Origin of the sequence: Singulisphaera photorubra (assembly GCF_045290345.1) — a bacterium.
Lineage (GTDB): Bacteria > Planctomycetota > Planctomycetia > Isosphaerales > Isosphaeraceae > Singulisphaera.
Genome location: NZ_CP155447.1, coordinates 1039046 through 1062905 on the forward strand (window position 1 = coordinate 1039046; position 23860 = coordinate 1062905).

A 23860-nucleotide genomic window follows, 5' to 3' on the forward strand; every position below is an offset into this window, starting at 1 on the left:
AGCGAGCCCATGGAGGGACGGCTCCTGTTGAGCACGATCCCGCCGGTGAATCAACGACACCCCTACCTTCGTCCTTTGGGCGTCCCGGCGGTTCGGCCCAACACACCGGTCCTACCCTTCGGCGCCACTAAGGTGGCCTCGTTCATCGACCCGACGGTCGGGATCGTCAACGGCCGGCACGTCATCGTCGGAAACAAGACGTTCATCGGTCCTTATGCAAGACTCAACGCGACCTCCGGGTTCATCAAGATCGGCACCGGATCGAACATCCTCGACGGCGCCACGCTCATCAGCAATCCGACCCGGGCCAAGAACCCGACGACCTCCATCCTAATCGGCAACCTGACGTCGATCGGCTTCGGGGCCACGGTCGTCGGCCCGAGCCAGATCGGGTCCCTCGGCGCCCAGGCAAAGCCGACCGGGGTCGGAGCCAACGCACTGATCGACTCCGCCACAATTGAGCCGGGCGCGATCGTCGGCTCCCTGGCCCGCGTCGGTCCGGGGGTCACTGTCCCCTCGGGGATCTTTGTCCTGCCCGGCTCGAATGTCACGACCAACGCCGAGGCCTCCGACCCCGCGCTCGGCAAGGTCGCCCCGATCTCCGCGACCGAGCTCACCGAGCTGACCAAAATCCTTGCGAACAGCACGGCGCTGGCCGCCGGGTACGCCACGCTCTACCAGGGAAATTCGGCCACCGGCACCACGAATATCTTCACCCCGACAAAGCCGGGGGTCTTCAACGGCAACCTCTCCGCCGTCGAAGGGGCGAGCGCCGAGCCCGGCTCCGCGATCGGCCCCACGTTCCTGGCTCCCCTGGGGCAGCAGCAGCCCGGTCTGATTTCGGACTTCCGGGCTCGCGTCACCGGCCGGGTGGTCTTCCATCAGCAGGCTGCCATCGTCGCGCATCGCCTGGGGATCGGCAACTCCATCCGCGCCGACCAAGGGCAGCCGTTCGTCTTCGGCTCCACGTTCACGTCCGGTGATTACGTCGTAATCAATTCCCCGTTGGGGAGTAACGTGGCCAGTACCAACAGCGGAATCACCATCTACGACGGGGTCCAGGCGGGGGACCGCTCGGTGATCCTGGGGGGGCCCGGAGCCAACGTCAGCCTCGGTGGCAACGTAATCATCGGTGCGGGGGCGGTCCTCGATCGCACGACGGTCGGCGCAGGCTCGACGATCGGTGCCCGCGCCTACGTCGCCCACTCGACGATCCCCGACAACACGGTCATTCCCGTCGGGGCGATCATCATCAACAACAAGCTCGTCGGCTCGATCCAGTGGTAATCTGACGGCGACGGATCCGCGCAAAGGCCAGCCCCTCAAGGTCAGCCTGGCCTGCGCGGAATGTCGAACCACTGGCCGGGCTCGAGCTCAACCGGCGCGGCACTCGTCTCCTGACGCACCCGTTCGGCCCACGCCTTGCCATCCTGGGCGATGGCGTCAAACGTATTGAAATGGATCGGCAAAACAGCCCCGGGGGCGATCATCGTCACCGCCCGGAGGGCGTCGTCCGGGCCCATTGTGTAGTAGTCGCCGATCGGCAAGATCGCCAGGTCGATTCCCTCTTCGCCGATCAGGCGCATGTCGCTGAACAAGGCGGTATCGGCCGCGTCGTAGACCTTGGTGCCGTCGGGAAAGGTGATCAGGAACCCGCACGGATTACCGCCGTAGGTGCCGTCGGGCAGGACCGAGCCGTGGAAGGCGACGGTCAGCTTCACCCGGGCAATCCCCTCGAACAGGCGACCACCGCCGTGCTGCATACCGTGCACGTCGGTGAGCCCTCGCGCAGGCTCCTTGAGCCATTCACCGATCTCGTAGTTGGTCACCACCGAAGCACCTGTCCGCTTTGCGATCGCCACGGCATCGCCAATGTGATCGCCATGGCCGTGCGAGACCAGGATCAGGTCGGCCGGGACCGTGTCGGCCGAGTCCGCCGCTTTCGGGTTGCCCGTCAGGAACGGGTCAACCAAGACGTACCGTCCGTCGCTCTCGAACAGCAGGCACGAATGCCCCAACCATCGCACACGTGTCGACATAACGATCTTCCTCTTCCTTTCGATGAGGTTGTCGTGGGACCGTTCGGGCGATTCTCCTTTTGAGCAAGGCCCCGCCGAACCGATCGCTCTCGGATCCGATCCCAAGCCGGAATCAAAACACGACGGCGCCCCCCTTGACAACCCCAAGCCCGGTCAGTCCCCGGCCCCACTTTCGTTGGGATTGATGCTCGTTCCCCAAGCGACTATCTTCACCTCGACGACTCTCCCATCGATCGCGTTCGAGGGCTGCCCCCATGAGTTCTGAAACCGAGCCCGAGGCCGCCCTCCCCGCGCCTCCACAATCCTGCCCACGCTGCCTCGAGTTAGAGGAACGTGTCGCCACGCTGGAACGCCAGCTCGCGGAGGCGACCCAAGCTCGAAACCTCGGTCCGCTGGTGGTGAAGGCGCTCAAGATCAAGGACGGAAGCTGGCTCGATGGCTGGCGGCTCCGCCCCTCCCCAGCGCGACGCCACTGGATGGACGGACGCCCGTTCTCGTACCAGTGCCTGCCGATGGTCATGGCCAACCAGTGGGGATGGCAGGTCCTTTGCCCGACCAACGTCCGGGTGACCTGGAACGGTTCCCCCGAGTCAAACGGCCTCCTGGTCGAAGTCGAGCCCCCCTATCAGGTCGCAATTAAGAGCCAGTTCGGGCTGGGGATCGTGACGTTCTCGCTCCCCTGGCTGTTCCGGACCTCCCCAGGCTGGGACCTCTACGTCAAAGGCCCCGGCAACCGCTGGAAGGCGAACTGCGTTCCCCTGGAAGGGGCAATCGAGACCTGGTGGCTCAACTACACGTTCACCATGAACTGGAAGCTCGTCGAACCCGGTACCGTCGAGTTCGCGAAAGGGGAGAGTCTCTGCCAACTCGTCCCGGTCCCCCACGGCACCTTCGACGGTGCCTCGGCCACCGAATCCCTGCTGGCCGAGACCGAGCCCGAGGCCCACGCCGAACTGCTCCACTGGCTGAGCGAACGACGCCGGCTCGCCCAAGAACCCGACTCCCTCGTCCGCTTCTACCGCAAGGCCGAAGGGATCGATGACCACCTCGCCAAGGTCCAGGTCCCCCCCTTCGTTCCCCCGATTCCAAAGCAGGAGTCAGTTCCGAAGCCCTAATTTACCTCGAGCCGCCTTCCGAGGGCCGTCCAGGTCGATCCAGGTCACGGTCATCGGGTTGTCGAGTGCGACGTTGACCGGTTGGAGCAGGGCAGGGCCGGGCTGGCTGTAGGGAACGCCGGGGGTGGGGGCATTCCCGGGCCCCCCGGGGTTGAAGAAGGGGGAATAGTCGCCCGAGGCGGGGATCGCGATGGCGGTGATCGTGGCGACCGCGGCGGCATCGCCGGTCAGGATCACGTCGATCTGATTATCGTGGTCCTCGACGTAGGTGTCGTCATACGAAGACTGGGCCAGGCCGAGGTCGGCGAGGCCGAGGATCCGAACGGTGCCGCTCGGCAGTACGTAGTCGACCCCGGTCTCGGTCAGCCAGCGCTCCCGGCCGTCGGCGTCGATCGTCTGGATCCGGAAAAACCGGGAGAAGTCGGTCGGGTAGACCGAGCGGACGCCGTCGGGCGAGAACCCTCCGGTGGTCAACACCCGGAGCCGGTACTGCGCCTCCGAGCCGTAGAGTGCGACACCGTCGTTCGGGACCTGCCCCGAGAAGACCACGGGGGCCGATTCACCGGCGGTTGACAGGCGGCTCAGCTTTGCCGCCACGAGCTTCGGGCCCTCGTTGGGCACGTAGGCGCTCATCGGGGTTTGGCCGTCGCCGAAACTGAGCCCGACAGCCGACCGGATCTCGCCCCCGGGCCCGACCAGTTGGAGCGGATTGTCGTCGGCGACCACGTCGAGGCGGACCGGGTAGATCGAGCCAGGGTCCCCAGGCGTGATCCGGTTGCCGAAGTCGCCGAAGATGACGACCGTGCTCCGCTCGTTGTATTCGACGTTCGGCAAGATCGAGGCAACATCGGGCTGAACGACCTGTCCGGTGTTGAGCACGATCCGGAAGTCGGCCGCGGAGACGGTGCTCGGCCGCACGGGCCAACTGAACTCGATCGGGAAGCCGTCCTTGAGGAACGTGGGGTAACCATAGCCCGTGGCGACGCCATTCGGCGAAATCGCCGAGGTAAACGCCCGGAGCGCCGCGGTCGAGGCTGAAGATCCTGACAGAGTCTCCCAGGCCCCCCCCGCCCGCCGACTGAACGCCTCGGCCTGTGAACCGTTCAGGTTGGGGACCCCGATGATGTGTGTGAAGCCGAGCCCCGCCCCCAGGATCTTCGGCGAGTCCTCCCAGTAGTCCGCGTTGATCAAGACGTCTTGCAGCAAGGTCTGGTAAATCGGGTTCAGGGGTCCCCGAGGCGGCGGGGCGAACGACCCCACTGGAGTTAGTCGGGCAACAACCGCCCGCAAGATGTGACGGCTGGCGTCTCGGGCCTCAACCTGGCCTGCAAGCCGAACGACGGTGGCCTGGCTCGGATAGACGTCGAGGGTCGCGGCGGCGAGGGTGACGTATTGCTGCGAGTTGCCCCCCGCCGTCCGGTCGAAGAAAGGCCGGGACCCCACGATGGCGGCGATCACCCCATAGTTGCCCGCCTTCGCCTGGACATGAAGCAGCCCCCTCGTCTCAGCGGGAGTGGGCTCCCGGCCGACCAGGGTCCGATACGTCTGGTCGACAATGGCAACCGCTTCGGGTGACCGGTCGGGCAAGTGGACCCCCGAGAGCAGCCGACGCCCTTCAAGAGGCTCGGAGAGCGGGGTGAACGGCCGATTCCGCCTCGCTCGGCTGTGCGTCCCCGGGGTGGCAGTCCCTTCGTTTTCTTGACGTATCGAGCGCATGGAGATTCCAATCTGGAGCTACAATCGTCTCGGAAACCGCGACCAAACAGGCGGATCCCGAAGAGAGCATGACGCGACAAACCTAGATTCCTCGGATCAAAATGGCAAATTCTTGCAAAAAAAGGACCAGCGTCGAAAACGCAGCTTTAATTCAATCACAATTCCCACAAGCATTATTTCAATCGATATTCCCTACGACAACGAGGATCCAACCATCCGCAAAACAAGCCGCCAGCCCCCCTGGCCGGGACATGGCCACGTGGTCAAAATATGACACTCCTCGCTAATCCCGACAGCCTCGGCCCATTTTTCAGGCGACTCGAGGCCTCGGAACAGTTTTGGGCGATCCTCGCTCCAGTTCGATTGGAGGCGCCTCGTCCAGCCAGCGGCTTCGTGTCGCCTTCTCACGCTCCCAGTAACGGTCCAGTAGCAAAACCATGAACCGCACGATCGTCCGCCGACTCCGCCATTTGTAGCGGGCCTTCTCCTCATGGCGGAGCTTGCGATTGATCCGTTCCACATGATTGTTCGTCCGCATCCGTCGACACGCTGCGCTCCCCAAGAACGCGATCATCTTGGCGAACTTCTCCGGCCCGAGTTTCTTCACGGCCTTCGCCAATTCGGGCACCGCGAGGAAGTCGCGGTTCGTTGTCAGCCTTCGGTGTCGCCGCCAGGCCGTCGCTTCGCTCTGGTTCTCCGCGAACAACCTTTGCAAGTCGTCCACAAACTGTCGCAACGGTCTCAACTCCGGCAGGTCGTTGAGCATCGTGTTCAGATCAATCCGCTCCTGGCGGCTCATCTGATCCCGCCGCCGAACGATCAGGAAACGATGCTTGAAGATAAACGTCGACTTCTCCTTCTGGGTTGAACGGTGTCGCGGCTTGCGGCTCCCCGAGGGCCTCCCACGCCGCCGTTTCCGGCCCCGGTTCCCGCGTCGAGACAGTCCCCGCCGCAGCCGCCGCAACGCGTCCAGGACCAGTTTGTGCAGATCCTTGAGGACATGAAAAACGCACAACTGATGGCGTGCCGCCGGCCATAGCTCGGCCAATACCGCCGGGTAGATGTCCGAACCGTCGGTCACCACCACCTCAGGCTCCAATCCCCAGGTCTTGAGGTTGTTGAGGAACCGCCGCATGTGATCTTTGTCGTTGCTGGCGACCAGGGCGAAGGCGACGGCCAGGTCGTTCAGGGGGTCGGTCGCCAGCAGCAGAGCGTAACGACCGAGATGGAGTTCATCGACGCAAAGCGTCCCGCGAAAATGCTCGAGTACCCAGCGACGATGCTCGGCCATGTCGAGACGCTCCGCCTGATGGAGGAGACAGTCGTAGACGAAACCGTCGGACAGGTCCAAGAGGAAGTCGCGATGCATGGATTGAATGACGCGTTCGACGCTCATGCCATCCTCGAGGATCCGGTCGAGGACGGCTTGGCGGACCTTATTGTCGTAACGGGCCTTGGATTCCACGCTCGTGGGCATGGTCCGAAACGTGGAACAACAGTGGCAGCGGGCGCGATACTCGCCGTAGGTGACGTCGAGGTAGACGACCTGATGGTAGGCGATCGAACGGATCTGGCGATTCAAGACATCCTTTCGCCGCCCCAACTTGCCACACGTGGGACAAGGAGCTTTCTTGGGGCAGCACGAGATCGGTATCGTGAGAGTTGGGGGCCTTCGGGTCTCCATGGCCTGCGTGCTCCAGAAGGATTGGCTTTGTCTCCATCCTTCAGCACGCAGGCTGTAACTCTTGCTGTCAAGATAAGTTGAATCGGCTCAGAAAACTGTCGGGATTAGCGAGGAGTGTCCAAAATATTGGGCGTAGCTCGCCGCCCGGTGGTGTGCAGCCAGTCGTCCCGCGACCAGACGCGATCGGCCAGATCCGTCACTCTCGTTGCCGTATGGGATCGCCAACGGCCATCCTCTCGTTCATCGCGCCATCGTTTACGGAGTTTGTTGAATGACTTTCATAAAACACTCTCGCATAATGCATATCTGCGGCTGTATCGAGTGACCATGCCGACGTCTTTCGGCCTGACCAACGCCTCCATTGAGCTCGGCGGCGGACACACACCTCAAGCGACCGGCGCCTTTGGTTCGAGGTAGGTTGATGCGGCAATTCCAGAATCTCTTGCAAACGCTGATCGTAGTTCTCATGGCCAGCCCCGTTTTGCAGGGGGCCGATTCGAGGCCGAAGGAGACGCTGGCAGGGTTGAAGGAGGCATACGATGTGGCCATTGAAGAGAAAAGAGCCAAGAAGCCCGGCGTGAGTCAATCCGAAGCCCTTGCCCGGTTCCGAAAGACTGCCGCGGCACTTGCCCGTCGTGCCTTGATACTTGCCAAGGCCAACCCTGACACCCCTACCGCTGTCGACACACTGGCCTGGATTCATACCGACCTCAGCGGCGCCTCCTCGGAAACGGCCGAGGTGCTTGATGCCTCCTACGACCTCATCGTCGAGCGATATCTGGATCGTGACGAAATTGTGCCCGTTTGCTGGCTCGCGGCCAATCAGGCGTTAGAGCCCCCCCATAGTGAGACGTTCCTCCGGGCGGCGGCCGACCGGAGCCCAAATCTCAGAGTACGAGGGGTCGCGTGCTACGCCCTGGGTCGGACGCAGCATGAGCTTGCCAGGGTGGCGCGTGCCCTGAATGCCCCGATCACCCAAAAGATCATCGAGCGCAACCTCGGCCCAAAGTTATGCGCCAGAGTTCGCACCCGCCAAGCGGAAGAATACAGGCGGGACGCCGAAACGGCCTACGAGCGAACGATCAAGGAGTACTCCGACCAACTCAGCCCGGTCCCCGCCAGCCCGCCGCTGGGCAAACAAGCCGAGGACGCGCTATTCCGGCTCCGCTACCTGGAGGTCGGCTGCAACCTGCCCGAGGTGGTGGGCGAGGACCTCGACGGGATTCCCCTGAAGCTCTCCAACTTTCGAGGGAAGGTCATGCTGATCTCCTTCTGGGCGGCCTGGTGCGAACCATGCATGCGACTGGTGCCCGCTGAGAAGGAGTTGGTCGAGCGGATGAAGGGACGGCCCTTCGTCCTGATTGGCGTCAACGGCGACGGGGACCGCGCCAAGGCGAGGGCAGTCTCGGCCAACGAGGGCCTCAACTGGCGGTCGTTCTGGGACCACGGGCCGAAAGGCCCGATCGCCACGAAGTGGAACGTCTCCCGCTGGCCGACGATCTACGTGATCGATGCCGAGGGTAAGATTCGCGACGACGGAATTCTCTACTTCGAACATTTTCACCAAAAATCGCTCGCCAACTGTTTCGAGCAGTGGGTTGCGGAGGCAGAGGCCAGATTACGATGATGGCCGAAATGAGACAACGATCCGCGACGGGACGAGAATCTCGATGGATTTCCGGCCGTGCGACTGCAAACCAACCCGTGGCGGAAACCGCAAGAATCATCGGGACTGTCGCCAAGTGATCGGGGCTCTTCGTCTGTCGGAAGACAGGGAGCTTACGCTCCCCGCTCGCCTTTCAGGCGGGCGAAGACCAACGACCAAGAGACGGCACCGATCGTGATTCCATGGATTTCGCTCGCCTCTGAAAGGCGAGCGGGGAGCGTCAGTTCCCTGTCTTTGGGCCTTCGCATGTTGGCTCCCACGAACCCGAGGAACTCCGTGTGCGTCGAATTATGAGCGAGGTCCGGCCGCTGGTCGGCGAGAATTCCGAAGCCTGACCGGGTCACGTCGTGCGGCCTTTGCGTGAAGGAAGATGATCGTGCAAAAACTGTCGGACCATGAGGCATTGGCGATCAAGGAGGCCCGTTGTCTCAGTAAGGAGGGGGATATCGCCGCGGCCGAACGCATCTTTCAGGCTGTCCTAAAATCCAACAGCAAAAATCCTTCAATCTACTGGATAGCCGGATACGAATATTCAAACTATGCAATGTACACTAAATCAATAGATCACTTTAGATGCGCAATCGAGCTAGACGAACGATGCGTGCCGGCCTGGGGCGGCCTGGGGCATGTCTTCAAGGCCCTTGAGCGGTGGGACGAGGCCGAAGCGGCCTTTCGGCGTCGGTTGGAACTCAGCGAAAGTGCAAACCATTATGTTTTCCTCGCGTCGGTGCTGTTTGAGCAAGGCAGACATGCGGACACATTGGTCTGCTGTGAGCGGGCGCTCCAATTGGATGATCGACAAGTCGATGCACTGCTCCACCAGGGCAACGTCTACTCGTTGCTGGGACTCCACGATAAGGCCCTGGAGTGCTGCCGAAGGGCGATTTTAATCGATGATCAATATGACGAAGCGCACATCTGCCTAGGCGTTGTGCTTTCCGGGATGAATGAACTTGAGGAAGCCTCGAACGCGTTCCAGCTTGCCATCACCATTAACCCGCAGAGCGCCTCCGCCTATCGTCAATTGGGATTACTCCAGGAATTCAAGGGGGATCGAGTGCTTGCCGAGTCCTATCTCCGAACCGCCGATGATCTCGATCGCGAGCAGTCTCGACATGGGGATGTGACGGGCAGTCGCGGGCCAGGCGACTGACTCGAGCGGGTAAACATCCATGGCCAAGGAAATTCGCCTCATCACGGTGTGGTCTCGGAACGGCAAAGGTCTGTTGGGACCCATCGGCCGGGCGGCGACCATGCCGGGTTTTGCCTGTGGCCGAGCCAAACCGAAGGGCTTACTTCTCGCTGGCGATAAAGCCGGGGTCCGCTCAGAGATTTGAGACCGTGGTTAAATTTCGGAAATCTAGGTATCGTCGAGTGGGGGAATGGGAACACGATCGGAACCGATCCCGGTGGCAAGATGCACACACCCAAATGCCCGAAATGTGCCCTGCCTATGGATGAAGGATTTGTCGTGGACCACTACCATCAGAATGGACAAATCCCTTCTGAATGGGTCGAAGGGCCACCGATTTACTCGATCTGGACGGGCCTGAAGACCCGAGGCAAGCCCCGGCGCGCGGTCACGACCTTTTGCTGCCCCCGATGTGGATTCCTGGAATCCTACGCGAAGCGAGCGGAAGAGGCTGGCACGTAACGGGCCACCGAAACTTCCTGGCCTCCCCACAGACAGCACTCACCTCCGGTTCTGGAGCAACGACTCCCAACGGTTGCAGGACGGGGCGTGACTTATTCGGACTTGCCTCTGATGAATTGTCGCGTCAACCAAGCCACGCGCGGTCCAAGATGACGTGCTGTTGCCAGGTCAGCTTCAGACGATGCGACAACTGGCCTCTCATCGATATTGGGCGCGCCACCGTGCCCAGGAATAATAGATCCGGGGGCCTTGGTGGAGCTTCAGGTATTTCTGGTGACGAATTCCCAGCCTGTGAAGCGGGAGAGATCGACCTGGTCACGCAGCACGACAACTTGATCTATCGTCATCGGCATCCCTGCACTCGCCACCAGGTTGGTCGCCGGCTCGTGGTCCATCCGGATGGCGAAGGCCCTGCGGCGATCGCCAGGTGAGCGGCGATGGCGGAAACCACAACGGGTCGCGCAGAGAACAGAACCGACAGTCCAGCCCCCGATCATTCGTTCGAAAAAATAAGACGGCTCGCTGAGGGTTAAGCCATGCGACATGATCCCGGCCCGCGACTCTTCCGTGCGGCGGCTCGCCCAATCGCCGGAGGGACAACGAACGGTGGCCTGCCTCTCGTCATCGCGGCCCTGGTCTCCGCAATCGCCATCTACGCCCGAGGGCAGGAGGCGCCGCCACTCGAGAAGGCCGCCACGGAACACCTGGTCGAGGCCCGCCAGTTCGGGTGGATGGCCGTCGCCTCAATCATCGATAACCTTGGGAAGAGCGACCCGAAGAAGTTCCCCGGCCTGCGAGCCTTCGCCGAGGATTACGCAAAGGCCACCCGAGGACTCGATCCCAGCCGACCGCCTGCGGAATGGCCGGCTGTCGACGTCGATGCCCTTGTCACCCAGAATCCGAACTTCTGGCGGGCCAACTATGAGATCCGGCCCGGTGACCCAGCCTGGATGTACACCCACGCGGGTCTGCTGCTTGCCTGCGGCGAAGCGACCCGCGCCCAGCAGATCCTCGCCCTCGCCCGACAGAGCCGGGGGACTCCCAAGCAAATGCACGAGGCGCTGGACCAAATGCTCTCCGTTGTCGCGAGCGTGATCCGCGACGCGAACGAAGCCGTCGGCGAGGGAATCAAGCTCTACGACAAGGGTGACAAGGACGGCGCGATCGGCCGATACCGAGACGCCCTCAAGGTCTGGCCTCAGAACTCGTTCGCCCACTACGAGCTGGGACTCAGTCTGCGCGCGCAGGCCATGGAGGCGCGAGGTGAAGTGGTCCCCAAGTTAGGCACCATTCAGGTAGCTCCACAGCAGCTCCCGAAGATCCCCGAAGTCGAGGAATGCTTTGCCCGCGCACGCCGACACGACCCACTCCGCTGGGAGGCCTACCAAGGGGCGGGTCCCGAAGTGCTCCCACGCCTCGTTGCGTTGCAAGTGGGCCTCAAGGCATGGGCTGTGATCATGACCTCGCCGGCGATGCGTGCCCCCGAAGAGGCACTTTTGAAGACCTCCGAAGCGTGTCAGCTCGCCGGCGTCCATGAGTTGGCGTTGGCCGGGAGGCAGGTCGTGGTGGGCCGCCGCGGAGGCCTTGGACGGCCTGACCACATTTTCATCTCCACCAGCCTGCGGGCGCTTGCTCCGGGGCCTCAATCGGAAGCGACGTTGCAGTATCTGGATAATCCGCGGATCGAGATGCGTTCGCTCATCGACCCAGAGCCGGAAAACGCACAACCTTGATCTACAGTTAAGGGGACCTTCACGTCAACGAGGCACGACTCGTCCCTGCGAAGGAACGGGAGAATATCGACTCGGGTTGCGTGTCCGCCTGATCCCACCCAACAAAAACCAACAACCATCAATCTACTGCCGGCCTCGGGCAAGTCGTTGGATGAGAGCGGGGAGATCGAGGAGGGCGAACTGGGACTGAACAGCGTGCTCTTGAAATGCAGCCTTGTTCATGCCATAAACGACTGAGGTCTGCTCGTCCTGGCCGAAGGCCTGGCCCCCGGCGTCGAGGATCTTCTTGCACCCTTCGACGCCGTCGCGGCCCATGCCGGTCATGATAATTCCGATGGCCGCCGCCCCGTAGACCCGTGCGCCAGACTGGAAGAGCATATCGACGGAGGGCTTGTGACCGCTGACCAGCGGCCCGTCGGCGAGGGTGACGCGGACGCTGGGGGGGGAGCCGGTCAGGGTCATGTGACGGCCACCGGGCGCGATCAGGATGGCGCCGGGGAGGACTCGATCGCCCTGCTCGGCCTCTTTCACAGGGAGGGAGCACTGTCGTGAGAGCCGCTCGGCGAAGACGTAGGTGAACTTGGCCGGCATGTGCTGCACGATCAGGATCGGCGGGAGTGGGGGCGTCAACACGGGAAGAACCTGAGCGAGCGCCTGGGGGCCTCCGGTCGAGATTCCGATCAAGATACAGGGCGTGACCAGGCCCTCGCCGACCGAGACGGCGGGCGGAGCTTCGGACTCGCGCGGGGCAGGGGGGGGCACCCGGCGGGCCGGCACCTCGCGCTCACGGGTGGGCCGGACCCGGCTCTTCGCGGCGGAGAGGACTTTGGAGATCAACAGGTCGCGTGACTCCTTCAGCCCGGCCACCTGATGCCGATCGGGCTTGGCGAGGAAGTCGACGGCCCCCAGCTCGAGCGCCGTCAGGGTCACTTCGGCCCCCTCCTGAGTCAGGGCGCTGACCATGACGACCGGGACCGGGTGCACCTTCAAAAGGGCCGGGAGCACTTCCAGGCCCGACATGCCAGGCATCTCGACGTCGAGGGTCACCAAGTCGGGCCTGAGCCGTTCGGCCAGTTCCAGGGCCTCGGCACCGTCGCGGGCGGAGCCGACGACCTCGATTGCGGTGGACGACCGGAGAAGGTCGCCGAGGAGCTTCCGCATCAGGGCGGAGTCGTCGACGACCAGGACCCGGACCGGTTGCGGCTCAGTTGGGTCCACCGTCGGCCTCGATCATCGGAGAATGGGGGTCGATCCGGCGCAGGGGGTCTGCCGCCGCCGCGTCGCGCGGCTTGACCTTGTTCAGGAGGCGGATGACCCGGTCGCGATCGAACGGCTTGACGATGAAGTCGATCGCGCCGTCACGGATCGATTCCATGAGGGTCTGCTTCTGGTCCAGCGCGGTGACCATCACGACCTGCGCCCCGGGGTCGGCGGCGCGGATCAGCCGGAGCGCCTCCAGGCCGCCCATCCTGGGCATCACGACGTCCATCGTGACGAGATCGGGGCGAAGCCTGGCGTAAAGCTCGACGGCTTCGCTACCGTCTCGCGCCTCACCCGCGACCTCCCAGCCGGCCTCACCGGCGACATCGCAGATCATCTTACGCATCAGGAGGGCGTCGTCGACGACCAGCAGGCGTTTCATCGTCTCTCCGCGGGTCGGGTCAGGTTGAGTCGACTCAAATCCAGTCGACTCCTAGATCTGGTAGTCAGCGCCGCCGGGAATCTTGATAGAGACAATGCCGGAGAGAGTGTCGAACGTCAAGCGACGCCCTGTGTCCCCGCCAATGTCTCGAGCAACGACCGGGATGCCCAAGCCGGCCAGGATCAGCTCGACGGCCTCGTTGTTCATCCGGCCGATGTTGGTCGATGCGCCGGTCTGGAACATGCTCGCTCCCCCGGCGACCTTGGCCGTGAGGCGCCCTTTGGAAGTCCGGCCGAGCTTGCGTTCGAGGTCGGTGATCAGGGCCGGTATCGCCGTGTCGGCGAACTTGCCGGGGTGGTCGGCCGACCCCCGCGAGTCGGGCAGCACAACGTGCGCCACGCCACCGATCCGGGCCACCCGGTCGTAAAGGATCACCCCCGCACACGAGCCGAGCAGCGTGCGGATCTGCACCGGCGCGGTCGCGACCGCCCAACGGCCGATCGGCACCGACACGATCTCCACGGACGTTGTGGGCACTGGCGGCGGCAAGTCAGGACCTCCTCGGACCTTACTGGAGTTCGGAGTCCGCCAGCGACGACGACAGCGTGCGCAACGCCTCGCCACTCGGCACAAAGAGCAATGACCAGTGGAGCTCGGCACCGTCGGAGGTGAACCGGCTCTTGATCAGAAGCAGCCTGTCGGCCTCGATGGCCTGGTCCATCAGGGCGAACTCGATCAGGCTCGCCGCGAATTCATGGCGGAACGTGGGGGGCGAAGGAAGCAACGGTTCTTCGAGCCCGGGGGGGCCGGCGAAGGGCAGGTGGGTCGCCAACGAGTTGAGGTACGCACACCCCACGATGTTGGTCGTCTCGCACGCTGCCGACTGCTCGAGCTCGCCCCAGGACGTCGACGTCCCCAGTGGCCGGCGCAACAACAGGTCGGCCAGCGCCATGCCCGCGCGGTCCTCAAAGACCAGGAGAAGCTGACCGGTCAGGCGGCCGGCGAGGTCCATCGAGCACGAGGCGACCAGCTCGTCGGCCGGCCCAAGGAGGTCGGCCGCGTCCGCCAGCTCGACCTCGTCGACCTCGTTCACCTCCAGCCGGACGTCCCGACCAAGCCACCGCGAGAGGGCGTTGGTGGCGTCGCTGGCGCCCCGTTCGAAGACCAGGGTCAACCGCCGTTTCTGGGATTCCGTCAGCGATTGGCCCACAAGCGTCCGCCTCCGTTGCTCTCTGGGATCGGTTCAGGGTCGAGGCTCAGCCGACGGGCTGGGCCGTGCCGGACGTGGCCATCTCAATCATGGCGTCGATGTCAAGAATGAGCGAGACCCGCCCATTCCCCAGGATACTCGCGCCCGAGAGCCCCGGTATGGGTTGGAAGTTCTTTTCCAGAGACTTCAGCACCGCCTCCTGCATCCCGATCAGGTCGTCGACGACGAGCCCGGCCGTCGCCTCACCGTTCGAGATCACGGCGACGGTGAGCTTCTTCGAGGCCTTCTCGACGCCTTCGCAGGCGGTCGGAACGTCGCCGGGGCAAAAGGCGTCGTCGAGCCTCAGAAGCGAGATGACCCGGCCCCGGAGCCCGATCGTCGGCTTGCCGTGAATCCGGTAGACCTCGTCGGAACGCACCTCGACGATCTCGTCGAGATGGTCGAGCGGGATGGCGTAGGTCTCGCCCTTGATTCGGGTCAGGAGGACGGGCAGGATCGCCAGGGTCAGCGGAAGCCTGATGGAGAAGGTGGTCCCCTGACCGGGTTCGGAGCGGACGTCAACAGTGCCGTTCAGGCTCTCGATCCGACTCTTCACGATGTCCATACCGACGCCCCGGCCGGAGATGTCGGTGATCGTCTCGGCCGTGCTCAGACCGGGGTGCCAGATGAACTGAATGAGCTGGTGGTCGGTAAGCCGCCGCGACTCGTCCTCGCCGAGCAGGCCGTTGGAGACCGCCTTGCGGCGGACTCGCTCGCTGTCGATCCCACGGCCGTCGTCGCTCACGGTAATGACGATGCTGTTGCCTCGGTGTGAGGCGGCGAGTGAAACGGTCCCCGCCCTGGGCTTGCCCGACCGCTCTCGCTGGTCGGGGGGTTCGAGGCCGTGGTCGACCGAGTTGCGGACCATGTGGACCAAAGGGTCGGCCAACTCATCGACCATCCGCTTGTCGAGCTCGGTCTTTTCGCCTTCGATTTTGAGCACCACCTCTTTGTCCGACGACAGGCGCAGGTCGCGGATCACGCGGTGGAAGCGGTCGAAGAGGGGCCCGATCGGGACCATCCGGGTCTCCAAAACACCGCGTTGGATGCCGTCGGAGACGCGGGCCAGGTGGTGGATGGCCTCGGCCATCGCGTTGAGCCGCTCGCGGCCTTGGCGGATGATATCGAGCTCGTCCTGAATATCCCGGAAGTTCTCGCGGAGCCGGCGGAACTGCGACGCCCACCGCTCGGTCGAGCCGTCCCCGGAATCCTGAAACCCTTCCAGCCCTCGGGCAATGCTGTCGAGTCGGTCCGAAGTGTCCGAGGCGAGCAACTGCGCGTTCGAACCTCGGAAGAGCTCTTCCAGCCCCCGGGAGATCTCGAAGAACCGGGCCTTGCTGATCACCAGCTCGCCGGCCAGATTCATGAGCTGATCGAGCCGGTCGACATCGACCCGGACCGTCTCGGTCACCTTCGGACGCTTCTCGCCCGCCGTAGCCTCGGCCTGCGGCTCCCCCTTCGGCGACGGCGACGGCGATGCCGGGGTCGGTGCCGGGCTCGTCACGGCGGCCAGAGTGGGGGCGGTCGGCTCCTGAGCGGGCGGGGGCGGCGGGGACGGCGGGGCAGGGGCAGGGGTGATATTCGCCGGCCCGCCCGGTTCGGGTTCGGGTCGCGGCCCGGACTCGATCCGGATCTCGGAGACCCCCTCGACGTCGGCCAGAGCGTGCAGCTCCTCGATGCCGCACTCGGCGGCGAGCCGGATCGTGAACTCCGGTAGCGACTCCGCCTCTTCGAGCTGCTCGACGGTCGGGTCGGTCGAGATCACGCGTGCCTTCGCCGACAAGCGGTTCAGCACGAGCTTGGCCTTCATGTCGGGCCAGCGTAAGTTCGGCTCGAAGAGCAGGGTCAGGCTGACGACCTGCTGGGGCTCAAGGGTGGGCTCCGGCCGGACGTCCGAAGCGGGTACGGGTTCAGGTTCGGGCTCGGGTTCGGGCGTCTCGGGCTCGGACACCTCGGGACGTGCCCCGACCCCGGAAGCCTCGGCCGGTAGCCCAAGGCGTTCGATGACCAAGGCGGTGAGGCCGGAGAGATCGACGCCGCACTCGCCTTTGGCGCGGAGCTCGGCATGGTAGTCGCGCAGGGCGTCGAGGCAGCGGAAGAAGAGATCGAGCGAGGGCCGGTCGAGCGCTCGACTGCCGGCGCGGAGCTGCTCGAAGAACGACTCCAGGTGGTGGGAGAGCCCCTTCACCTGGTCGAACCCCATCACACTCGAGGCCCCCTTGATGCAGTGGACCAGCCGGAACGCTTCGCGGAGCGCCTTCTCGTCGGCGGGCGAGCGCTCGAGCTGGAGCAGCAGATCTCCGAGGCCGACGATCTGCTCGTCGGTCTCATCGAGATATAAAGGCATCAGGTCCGCCAGGTCGAACCCCGACATGAAGGCTCACCCCGATCGTTGTGGGTCAGGCCGGCTTCTGATAGAGCCAGGAATTGTGCTTGGTCAACGCGCCGAGCATGCCGTAGATCCCTTCCGAGGGGCCGACCACGAGGTAGCCCCCCTTCGCCAGGGCGGCCAGCAGGTGTTGCACGACCGTCTGCTTTGACACCGCATCAAAGTAGATCAAAACATTCTTGATAAAGATACAGTCGAACGGCTCTTCATTCAGCGGCTCGAGCAAGTTGTGCGGCCTGAACGTGGCGGCGGTCTTGACCTCCCGGCCGAGGGTCCACGTCCGTGCGACGGGGTCGTGGGTGAAGTGGTCCCGACGCTCCGCTTCGCCGACGAGGTGGAGGGCCCTGTCGTCGTACACACCGGCGCGTGCGGCCTCCAGGACAGCCCCACTCAGGTCGGTCCCCAGGAGCGTGAGCTTCCAGCCGGCGAGTTCACGCCGATGCTTGTTGACCTTCAGGGCGATCGAGTACAGCTCCTCGCCGGTGCTACTCGCCGCCGACCAGACCCTGAGGCTCCGGGGCCGCTTCCTGAGTCTAGCCCGCTGGATGACCTCGGGGAGGAACGTCTGGTCGAACCAATCGTAATGCTGGGGGTCGCGGTAAAAGTACGTCTCATTGGTCGTCATCACGTCGATGAACAGCGGCATCTCGCCAGCCCCCGCGGCGGAGTGCAAGAAGCTGAGGTAGGCGGAGAACGAGGAGATCCCCGTCGCCCTCAGCCGCTTCCGCACGCGAGTCGCAACCATCACCCGCTTGGTCCCCGGGATCCGGATGCCGGCGACCCGATAGATCAGCTTGCAAAAGCGGTCGTACTCCCCCTCGGTCAACTCGCCAGCCGTCCCCGTCATCGCGCCCCTCCGGGATATCGATCAAACCTTGAACCCGGAGATCACGCCCTTGAGCGAGGCGGCCTGAGCCCCCAACTCCTCGGCGCTGGCGGAAAGTTCCTCGGAGCTGGAGGCGTTGGTCTCGGTAATCGACGAGACGTCCTGGATCGCCTTGCTGACCTCGGCGGCCGACTCCGACTGTTCCTGAGTGGCCTGGGCGATCTTGGCGATGCTCCCGGCAGTCTCCTCGACCCCCTTGACGATCGTGGCAAGGGACTGGCCGGCTTTCTCCGAGAGCTGGGCCCCGTCGGCGACCCGCCGGGTCGACTCCTTGATCAGCGCGGTGATCTCCTTGGCGGCGGCCCGGGACCGCTCCGCCAGCTTCCGGACCTCGTCGGCCACGACGGCGAACCCGAGCCCGTGCTCGCCCGCCCGCGCCGCCTCGATCGCGGCATTCAAGGCCAGCAGGTTCGTCTGGCTGGCGATCTCGCTGATGACCTGGATGATATCGCTGACCTGCTCGCTCGACTTGCGGATCAGGACCATCGCTTCGATCGCCTGGTCAACCGACTCGCCCCCTTGCTTGGCGAGCTGAGAGGTCCGCACGGCCAGTTCGCGGGCCGAGCCGGCGTTCTGGTTGATCTCGAGGATCGCCTTGCTCAGATGATCAATTGAGGCCGACATCTGTTCAACCGTCGCGGCCTGGTTCTGCGACGACTCGCTCAGGTAGTTGGCGCTCTCGGCGACCACCCGCGAGCCCTCCGCGAACTGGTTCGCCGACTCGATCACCTCGCCGATGACATGCTTCAAGTCGGCGGTCATCTTGGCCAGGGCCTCGCCAAGCCGTCCCATGTCGTCCGCGCCGCGGACTCCCACCTCGACGGAGAGGTCGCCCTGCGCGGCGGCCTGCGCCACCTTCATGAGTTGATTGACCTTGAGCTCGAGGTCCCGCTTGGCCTCCTCGTTCTGGGCCCGTTGCTCAGCGCGTTCCAGGGCGGTGGAGACGAGCTGGGCCACGCTCCGGAGCGCCTCGAGCCGAGCCTCCGGGAACTGCTGCCGCTTCTCGGCCATGAAGTCCATCGTACCGACGACTTTCCCGTTGAGCTGGATCGGCATGGCGAGGGCCGAGGTGATCCCGGCCCGCCGCGCGATCGGGGCCCGGCAGCAGTCGGACAGCTCGCCCAGGTCTTCGACGTGGAACAAGTCGCGACGGATCCAGGCCCTCCCGATCAGCCCTTCCCCTTCGTGGAACTTCGCGCCCCTGGACACGCGGCGGAACTCCTCATCCGCCGAACCCGATTCGGTCATGAACCCGAGCACATTCGCTACCGGATCGAGCCGCCAGTACGAGCCGTACGACCAGCCGAACGCCTTGCGGACGACTTCGAGGGCCGCGGTGATCATTTCTTCGGCGGTCTGTGCCCGCCCCAGCGCCAGCAGCACCTGGTTCACGGCGTTGGTGTTTTCGGCCAACGCGACCGCGCGGGCCTCGGCCTCGTGCTTCTCGGTGACGATCTCCCAGGTGAGCATCGGACCAAGGTACTGGCCGTCCTCGTCCAGGATCGCCGTCACCAGAAGATCGAGGTATTCCGGGCCGAGCCGGATCACAGCCTGGCGCGGCAGGTTCTTCGGGTCAGCCAACAACCGCCGCTGGTGCTCGGGGTTCTTGTGAAAGAGGTCGATCGACTGGCCGATCATCTGGTCAGCCTTGATCGGCAGGTACGCCTCCAGCCGCTTCAGAGTGCGCTGGGACGCCGGGTTCATGTACTGGATCCGAAGGTCGCGATCGGTGTACATGACATTCAGGGGGGCGTTCTCGATCATCCGAAAGACCCGGGTCAGCTCTTGCTGTTTGCCCAACTGCGTCATCTTGTCGGAGGCCAGCCGGGCGAGCACCCTCAAGGCTTCGAGCCGGGTCGGCGTCATCTCCAACGTCGTGGACGCGAAGAAGTCCATGGTCCCGATGACGCGGCCGTCCAGGAGGATCGGGAAGCAGACGCCCGATTTGATCCCCGCGCGGCGGGCAATCGGGGCCCGAATGCAGTCGGCCAGTTCACCCAGGTCGGGGACATAAACCAGGTCGCGCTGCTTCCAGGCGCGGCCGTTCAGCCCCTCTCCCTCACGGAACTTGGCCGAGCGCGTCACCCGGTTGAATTCGGCATCGACCTCGCCCGAGTCGGCCGAAAAGACCAGGGCACTCTGCTCCGGGTCGACCTCCCAGTATGAAGCATAGACCCACCCCAGCCGATCGCGGACAAGATCGAGCGTCGCGCGGATAATCTCCGCGGCCGTGTGCGATCGGATGACCGCATTGACCGTGTCGATCAGCACACGGGTGTCGCCGGCCGTCGTGTCGGCAACCTGCCGCAAGTCATTGGCCAACGCGGGCTCGACGGACGGTTCGGAGCGGGACGGCCGCCGCGGGCCGTTCGTCAATCGCCGCTTCAGCCGTGCCGGTCGCCGCGATCGGGGGTCAGAGTCGATCATGGAGTGGTCCAGGGGTTGAGATCGATCAGGCGCCGGGGTCGAGGTCATGGGAGTCGAAGAGCTTGTCAATATCGAGGATGATCAGGAGCCGGTCTTCGAGCCGGGCCAGCCCCGAGATATAGCGGCGGGCGATCGCGGTCACCGAGATCGGCACCGGCTGAATCTGGTCGGCGGTGACCTTCATGACCTGCGTCACCTCGTCGACGATGAGTCCGATGGTCTTGCCGTGACTGTTGACGACAACGGTTCTCGTTTCGTCGTCGAACTCACGCGAGGAGAGGCCGAACCGCTTCCTCAGACTGACGATCGGGATCACCGTCCCGCGCAGGTTGATCAGCCCCTCGATCGAGTCGGGCGCCCTGGGAAGGCGAGTGATCGGCTTCATCAGAATGATCTCCTGGATCGTTCTGATCACGATCGCGTAATCCTCGCCGTCGAGGCGGAACCCGATAAGCTGGCTGACCGCCTGGTCCGGCCGCTGCGAATCGCGCTCGGCCGGGCTGGTTTGCCGCGTGGCAGACGACATGAGCCGAGTCCCGGAGGGAGATACTCAAAACAAAAAGGATGGATAAACCTATCGTGACCCAGCTTCGAATCGTCCCGACGCGCTCGCCACCGGCCGGTGACGAAGACCTGCCTGGGATCGAGAAGAACAAATGCCGAACGCACCCGGCGGGCCCGCCCAGGAAGACGGTCACGAGTACGGGTTCTCGCTTCACTTTAACCATTGTAGCACGGAGAATGATCACGCAAGGAACGCCCGCCGGAATTCCGGGCTCATCGGAGAAGTCAGCCTGATCAACAGGGTCCGCATTCCCGATGCCGACTCGATCGCCCCTTTTCCTCGCCCGCTAACCGAGCTGGTACTGGCCCATTCCGGCTACGCCGGCGCTCCGGTCCGGCTCAACACTAACCGGGAGTTCCTGGGCCGGACCCTGCGGCTCGGTTTCTCCGAAATCGAGCTCGTCGACGCCGAATCTCCGGTCGTCTGCCACGCCCGGGACCTTGTCTTCTGTTGGCAATCCCTCTCGAAGCGAAGAGGCCTTCGAGCCGAGCAAGAGAACCTACCGGACTGGCAGCCTTGAGCCAAGAGGCCGAATCGTTATACCAGGCGCTGACCGACGTCCGGGCGCGGGCCCGCCGGCTAGCCGTCCTGATCGGCTGTGGGGCCGACGGTGGCGAGAGCCGACCGGTGTCCAATAGGCGCGGACATATCAGCTATCCGCCCGCTCCCGGGCCCTTCCAAGGCCCGGGAGCGGGCGGATAGAGGCCGTCAAGCTCTTCGCGAGCAGGACTCGCAAGAACGCCTTTTTAGCCGTTAGCAAGAGCCGCGTGGCACTATTGTCGCCGGGCGCGGAGGGTCCGATGAGAGCGGCATCCCGCTCCCTCCGGGCACGGGTTGTCCGTCGAGAACATCAGTCGAGTGTCGTGGCGCACGACCGTCCAGACTACAAATTCCCACATTTCAATGCGTGCCGACCACATACAGTTACCCGTAGGCAAGTTCGGTACATACGGCTTCGCCTGACGTCGCTGCACGGATCGGTTGAAATGGTCCTCGGATCAGGCTGGGCCGGCTCTCGATCCAAGGGAGGCGTAGAGATCGCTTTCAAGCGAGCTGATTCCCGATCAGGCGGTAGTCAAGCTGTTCGACGTATCCAGGTTTCGAAGCCGACGGGATTGGCGCCTCCTCGTTCACAGGATCGTTGAATGGTGAAGCCGCCAGAGCTGCTCACGTAGCCGCCGGTGCCTGAGGGTTTGTAGGGCAGGATTGGCAGGGCGAGGCATCGCCTAACTCCGGGGAACGAACGATTTCGGTCTGTTGACCTGGCTATCAGAATAGCAGAATAACGGCAAATTCGAGCATTTACCCATTTCCTAGGAGTTACGCGATTGATGGTTCCGGGATCGCATAGAGAGGCTTCAATAGGTAGCTCCTCACGGCGTCCCGGACGACTCGCTTCTTGGCCTCGTAGAAACTGACCCCGGTGGTGAAGAAATGCCATTCCAGACGCAGGAACGCTCGCAACGCCAGCTCGATGTGGTTCCGCTGCGCCCGCGTCGAACGTGCCTGCGAACGCTCTACCCCGCAGGTTTGCTTGACGTCCCGGTGATAGTTCTCGATCGCGAAGCTCCACTCTGCATACTGCTGTCGCTTCATCTCGTCCATTCCCTGATCGTTGGTCGCCCGGTACTCAATGTCGCCGTCTGGGGCGACCAGCTTGAACACGCGGATCGGCCCGTAGCCGACGAGGTGAATGACCGTCCCGGAGGCCGTGATCTCGGCCTCCGACAACGGGATCGCGCCCTGGCCCTCGGGGTTGACCTTGCGGTTGCACTTCAGGCGGGTGAGCCACAACCAGCCCAGGTCGCGGACCTGCTTAAGGTTCTCCAGGCTGGCGTACCAGCCGTCGAACAGGACAAACTTCGGCGCGAATCCGCGCCCCTTGGCTATCAGCATCATCTCCCAGAAGTGGTCGTTTTTGGTCCGGCCGTCGGCCTTATCGTAGATCCGGTAATCGACGGGGATCTTGCGGTCGCCGTCGGTCCAGACCAGGCTGATCAGGTTGATCCCCTAGACCACGCCTTGGTGCTTACCCGACCAGTGTCGGGTCACCGGTGTGATCTGCTTGGCGTAGGACTTGTGGAGCGTGGAGTCATCAATCATCAACGCCCCACCAGAGAGCGTGACAAGGCCGCGAGCTTCCTCACAGAGGGCTTCAGGATCAGGCTCAATGCGTTCCAGCAAACGGGTGAAACTGTCATGGGCCGGGGCTTTCGGCGAAGGCTCTTGCACGCGTGCGGCCTCCGTGCAGGTGAAGCCGTTGGGCGAGGCGATGAGGAAGTCGATGTAGTCAGATTCTCGGCATTTCGCAGCTCTCATGGCGACAGCATCGCCGAAGCATCGACCCGGCGCAACGTGAACGCCCGACAACTAACCGCGTAACTCCCATTTCCCACACAAATAGACCGGGGCGAGCATTACGAGCGCACTTTCCGCACATCTCGCGTGAATATGCGCGATGCAATCCCCATCGATCGTGCATACATCACCATCAGTCTATCAACATCATAGCAAACCAAACAACATTCGCAAGACATTGCCCCGTAACAAGTTGCAGAGATACGCGGAACGCAGGTTACAACGCCACTCGATTCGCAAAAATGGACTTCGTAGCGGATTTGGATTTCGCAACGGCCTAGTAGAGGCAAAAATTTTGGTGAAAATTCTTTTCACCTTTCTTGAAGAACGGTTGCGATCATGATACGAAATCACCCTAATTTAGCTTTAGCGGTGTCCAGGTAGTTGGGCCAACGATGGCGGCAGTGAGTGCCTTTGGTTCACTCCAAAAGCGACCGATGGCCGAGGATGGTCAAGGCTGCGGAGATCTACAAGGCGAGGACATCTGGTGGTTGACTGCCTCTAACGTATAAGAAGCGGCGGGGAACTATTCGCGGTCCCTTCCAGAGAGTGGGAGGGCGCACTGTCCCCGGGGTATCAGCCGGACCTTCATTCGCATAAGATCGGACCATAGCCCTCTGAACGCGGCACAGGCATCGGCCCTGAAGCACAGTGGCCAAGCGGGCCTGCTGACCGCAACATACACGCATATGTCCACGATTATCAAAAAACAAACATGATTCGCTTACGGGGCGTGG

Annotated in this window: 19 protein-coding genes and 1 pseudogene; 6 read left to right on the plus strand and 14 right to left on the minus strand. The window is 63.5% G+C overall.

Going from position 1 to position 23860, the window contains the following annotated elements; genetic code table 11:
* The first annotated feature begins 9 nt into the window (after positions 1–9).
* Positions 10–1287 carry a carbonic anhydrase/acetyltransferase gene (locus V5E97_RS03900; protein WP_406697973.1) on the plus strand — a complete coding sequence of 426 codons (1278 nt, stop codon included), beginning with the start codon at positions 10–12 and terminating at the stop codon, positions 1285–1287.
* A 41-nt stretch (positions 1288–1328) separates the two neighbouring features.
* Here the strand turns inward: V5E97_RS03900 and V5E97_RS03905 are convergent, their stop codons facing one another.
* Positions 1329–2039: a metal-dependent hydrolase gene (locus V5E97_RS03905; RefSeq protein WP_406697974.1), complete on the minus strand. Its 711-nt coding sequence runs from the start codon at positions 2037–2039 to the stop codon at positions 1329–1331.
* 254 nt (positions 2040–2293) lie between these two features.
* On the opposite strand from V5E97_RS03905, the gene V5E97_RS03910 reads away from it, so the two are divergent.
* Positions 2294–3154, plus strand: a complete 861-nt coding sequence (locus V5E97_RS03910; RefSeq protein WP_406697975.1) for a DUF6065 family protein — start codon at positions 2294–2296, stop codon at positions 3152–3154.
* Here the strand turns inward: V5E97_RS03910 and V5E97_RS03915 are convergent.
* Both V5E97_RS03915 and V5E97_RS03920 read right to left on the minus strand, forming a co-directional pair.
* Positions 3137–4870, minus strand: coding sequence for a hypothetical protein (locus V5E97_RS03915; RefSeq protein WP_406697976.1), 1734 nt, complete (start codon positions 4868–4870; stop codon positions 3137–3139). The genes V5E97_RS03910 and V5E97_RS03915 overlap by 18 nt on opposite strands.
* A 310-nt stretch (positions 4871–5180) precedes the next feature.
* Positions 5181–6452: a transposase gene (locus V5E97_RS03920; protein ID WP_406697977.1), complete on the minus strand. Its 1272-nt coding sequence runs from the start codon at positions 6450–6452 to the stop codon at positions 5181–5183.
* A gap of 523 nt (positions 6453–6975) precedes the next feature.
* Here V5E97_RS03920 and V5E97_RS03925 point away from each other — a divergent pair.
* Complete coding sequence (locus tag V5E97_RS03925) at positions 6976–8181, plus strand: TlpA family protein disulfide reductase (protein ID WP_406697979.1); 1206 nt, start codon at positions 6976–6978, stop codon at positions 8179–8181.
* Between the two features lie 152 nt (positions 8182–8333).
* On the opposite strand, the gene V5E97_RS03930 is transcribed toward V5E97_RS03925, so the two are convergent.
* Positions 8334–8468, minus strand: coding sequence for a hypothetical protein (locus V5E97_RS03930; RefSeq protein ID WP_406697980.1), 135 nt, complete (start codon positions 8466–8468; stop codon positions 8334–8336).
* A 122-nt stretch (positions 8469–8590) separates the two neighbouring features.
* Between V5E97_RS03930 and V5E97_RS03935 the strand changes: the two genes are divergently transcribed.
* Positions 8591–9373, plus strand: coding sequence for a tetratricopeptide repeat protein (locus tag V5E97_RS03935; RefSeq protein WP_406697981.1), 783 nt, complete (start codon positions 8591–8593; stop codon positions 9371–9373).
* A gap of 761 nt (positions 9374–10134) precedes the next feature.
* Here V5E97_RS03935 and V5E97_RS03940 read toward each other — a convergent pair.
* Entirely contained in the window at positions 10135–10419 is a 285-nt protein-coding gene (locus V5E97_RS03940; protein WP_406697982.1) for a hypothetical protein, read from the minus strand.
* On the opposite strand from V5E97_RS03940, the gene V5E97_RS03945 reads away from it, so the two are divergent.
* The gene (locus tag V5E97_RS03945) at positions 10411–11607 is read left to right on the plus strand and encodes a tetratricopeptide repeat protein (protein ID WP_406697983.1); all 1197 of its coding nucleotides are present in this window, start codon (positions 10411–10413) and stop codon (positions 11605–11607) included. The two genes, V5E97_RS03940 and V5E97_RS03945, sit on opposite strands and share 9 nt — an antisense overlap.
* Before the next feature lie 123 nt (positions 11608–11730).
* On the opposite strand, the gene V5E97_RS03950 is transcribed toward V5E97_RS03945, so the two are convergent.
* The 8 genes from V5E97_RS03950 to V5E97_RS03985 are packed head-to-tail and all read right to left on the minus strand — an operon-like array spanning position 11731 to position 20726.
* Entirely contained in the window at positions 11731–12825 is a 1095-nt protein-coding gene (locus tag V5E97_RS03950; RefSeq protein WP_406697984.1) for a protein-glutamate methylesterase/protein-glutamine glutaminase, read from the minus strand.
* Positions 12812–13249: a response regulator gene (locus V5E97_RS03955; RefSeq protein ID WP_406697986.1), complete on the minus strand. Its 438-nt coding sequence runs from the start codon at positions 13247–13249 to the stop codon at positions 12812–12814. The genes V5E97_RS03950 and V5E97_RS03955 overlap by 14 nt, the downstream gene beginning before the upstream one ends.
* A gap of 51 nt (positions 13250–13300) precedes the next feature.
* The gene (locus tag V5E97_RS03960; RefSeq protein ID WP_406697988.1) at positions 13301–13798 is read right to left on the minus strand and encodes a chemotaxis protein CheD; all 498 of its coding nucleotides are present in this window, start codon (positions 13796–13798) and stop codon (positions 13301–13303) included.
* Positions 13799–13817: 19 nt separating this feature from the next.
* Positions 13818–14459: a chemotaxis protein CheC gene (locus V5E97_RS03965; RefSeq protein WP_406697989.1), complete on the minus strand. Its 642-nt coding sequence runs from the start codon at positions 14457–14459 to the stop codon at positions 13818–13820.
* A 46-nt stretch (positions 14460–14505) separates the two neighbouring features.
* Positions 14506–16872 (minus strand): chemotaxis protein CheW, encoded by a 2367-nt coding sequence (locus V5E97_RS03970; protein ID WP_406697990.1) that lies wholly within the window; start codon positions 16870–16872, stop codon positions 14506–14508.
* 25 nt (positions 16873–16897) lie between these two features.
* Positions 16898–17734 (minus strand): CheR family methyltransferase, encoded by an 837-nt coding sequence (locus V5E97_RS03975; RefSeq protein WP_406697991.1) that lies wholly within the window; start codon positions 17732–17734, stop codon positions 16898–16900.
* A 21-nt stretch (positions 17735–17755) separates the two neighbouring features.
* Entirely contained in the window at positions 17756–20200 is a 2445-nt protein-coding gene (locus V5E97_RS03980) for a methyl-accepting chemotaxis protein (RefSeq protein ID WP_406697992.1), read from the minus strand.
* Positions 20201–20225: 25 nt separating this feature from the next.
* Positions 20226–20726, minus strand: a complete 501-nt coding sequence (locus tag V5E97_RS03985) for a chemotaxis protein CheW (RefSeq protein ID WP_406697993.1) — start codon at positions 20724–20726, stop codon at positions 20226–20228.
* Positions 20727–20856: 130 nt separating this feature from the next.
* Here V5E97_RS03985 and V5E97_RS03990 point away from each other — a divergent pair, with 130 nt between their 5' ends.
* A complete protein-coding gene (locus V5E97_RS03990; RefSeq protein ID WP_406697994.1) occupies positions 20857–21285 on the plus strand; it encodes a hypothetical protein in 429 nt (142 codons plus the stop codon).
* Positions 21286–22085: 800 nt separating this feature from the next.
* Here V5E97_RS03990 and V5E97_RS03995 read toward each other — a convergent pair.
* Positions 22086–23084 (minus strand): annotated as a pseudogene (locus V5E97_RS03995) (IS701 family transposase).
* Positions 23085–23860: the final 776 nt, after the last annotated feature.

Excerpts from the sequence above, each read along its gene's own strand:
- V5E97_RS03930 (WP_406697980.1), bottom strand. The coding sequence starts at position 8,468 with ATGCGAAGGCCCAAAGACAGGGAACTGACGCTCCCCGCTCGCCTTTCA.
- V5E97_RS03970 (WP_406697990.1), bottom strand. The coding sequence starts at position 16,872 with ATGTCGGGGTTCGACCTGGCGGACCTGATGCCTTTATATCTCGATGAG.
- V5E97_RS03925 (WP_406697979.1), top strand. The coding sequence starts at position 6,976 with ATGCGGCAATTCCAGAATCTCTTGCAAACGCTGATCGTAGTTCTCATG.
- V5E97_RS03910 (WP_406697975.1), top strand. The coding sequence starts at position 2,294 with ATGAGTTCTGAAACCGAGCCCGAGGCCGCCCTCCCCGCGCCTCCACAA.
- V5E97_RS03975 (WP_406697991.1), bottom strand. The coding sequence starts at position 17,734 with ATGACGGGGACGGCTGGCGAGTTGACCGAGGGGGAGTACGACCGCTTT.
- V5E97_RS03980 (WP_406697992.1), bottom strand. The coding sequence starts at position 20,200 with ATGATCGACTCTGACCCCCGATCGCGGCGACCGGCACGGCTGAAGCGG.
- V5E97_RS03955 (WP_406697986.1), bottom strand. The coding sequence starts at position 13,249 with ATGAAACGCCTGCTGGTCGTCGACGACGCCCTCCTGATGCGTAAGATG.
- V5E97_RS03915 (WP_406697976.1), bottom strand. The coding sequence starts at position 4,870 with ATGCGCTCGATACGTCAAGAAAACGAAGGGACTGCCACCCCGGGGACG.
- V5E97_RS03945 (WP_406697983.1), top strand. The coding sequence starts at position 10,411 with ATGCGACATGATCCCGGCCCGCGACTCTTCCGTGCGGCGGCTCGCCCA.
- V5E97_RS03940 (WP_406697982.1), bottom strand. The coding sequence starts at position 10,419 with ATGTCGCATGGCTTAACCCTCAGCGAGCCGTCTTATTTTTTCGAACGA.
- V5E97_RS03990 (WP_406697994.1), top strand. The coding sequence starts at position 20,857 with ATGCCGAACGCACCCGGCGGGCCCGCCCAGGAAGACGGTCACGAGTAC.
- V5E97_RS03985 (WP_406697993.1), bottom strand. The coding sequence starts at position 20,726 with ATGTCGTCTGCCACGCGGCAAACCAGCCCGGCCGAGCGCGATTCGCAG.
- V5E97_RS03905 (WP_406697974.1), bottom strand. The coding sequence starts at position 2,039 with ATGTCGACACGTGTGCGATGGTTGGGGCATTCGTGCCTGCTGTTCGAG.
- V5E97_RS03935 (WP_406697981.1), top strand. The coding sequence starts at position 8,591 with ATGATCGTGCAAAAACTGTCGGACCATGAGGCATTGGCGATCAAGGAG.
- V5E97_RS03900 (WP_406697973.1), top strand. The coding sequence starts at position 10 with ATGGAGGGACGGCTCCTGTTGAGCACGATCCCGCCGGTGAATCAACGA.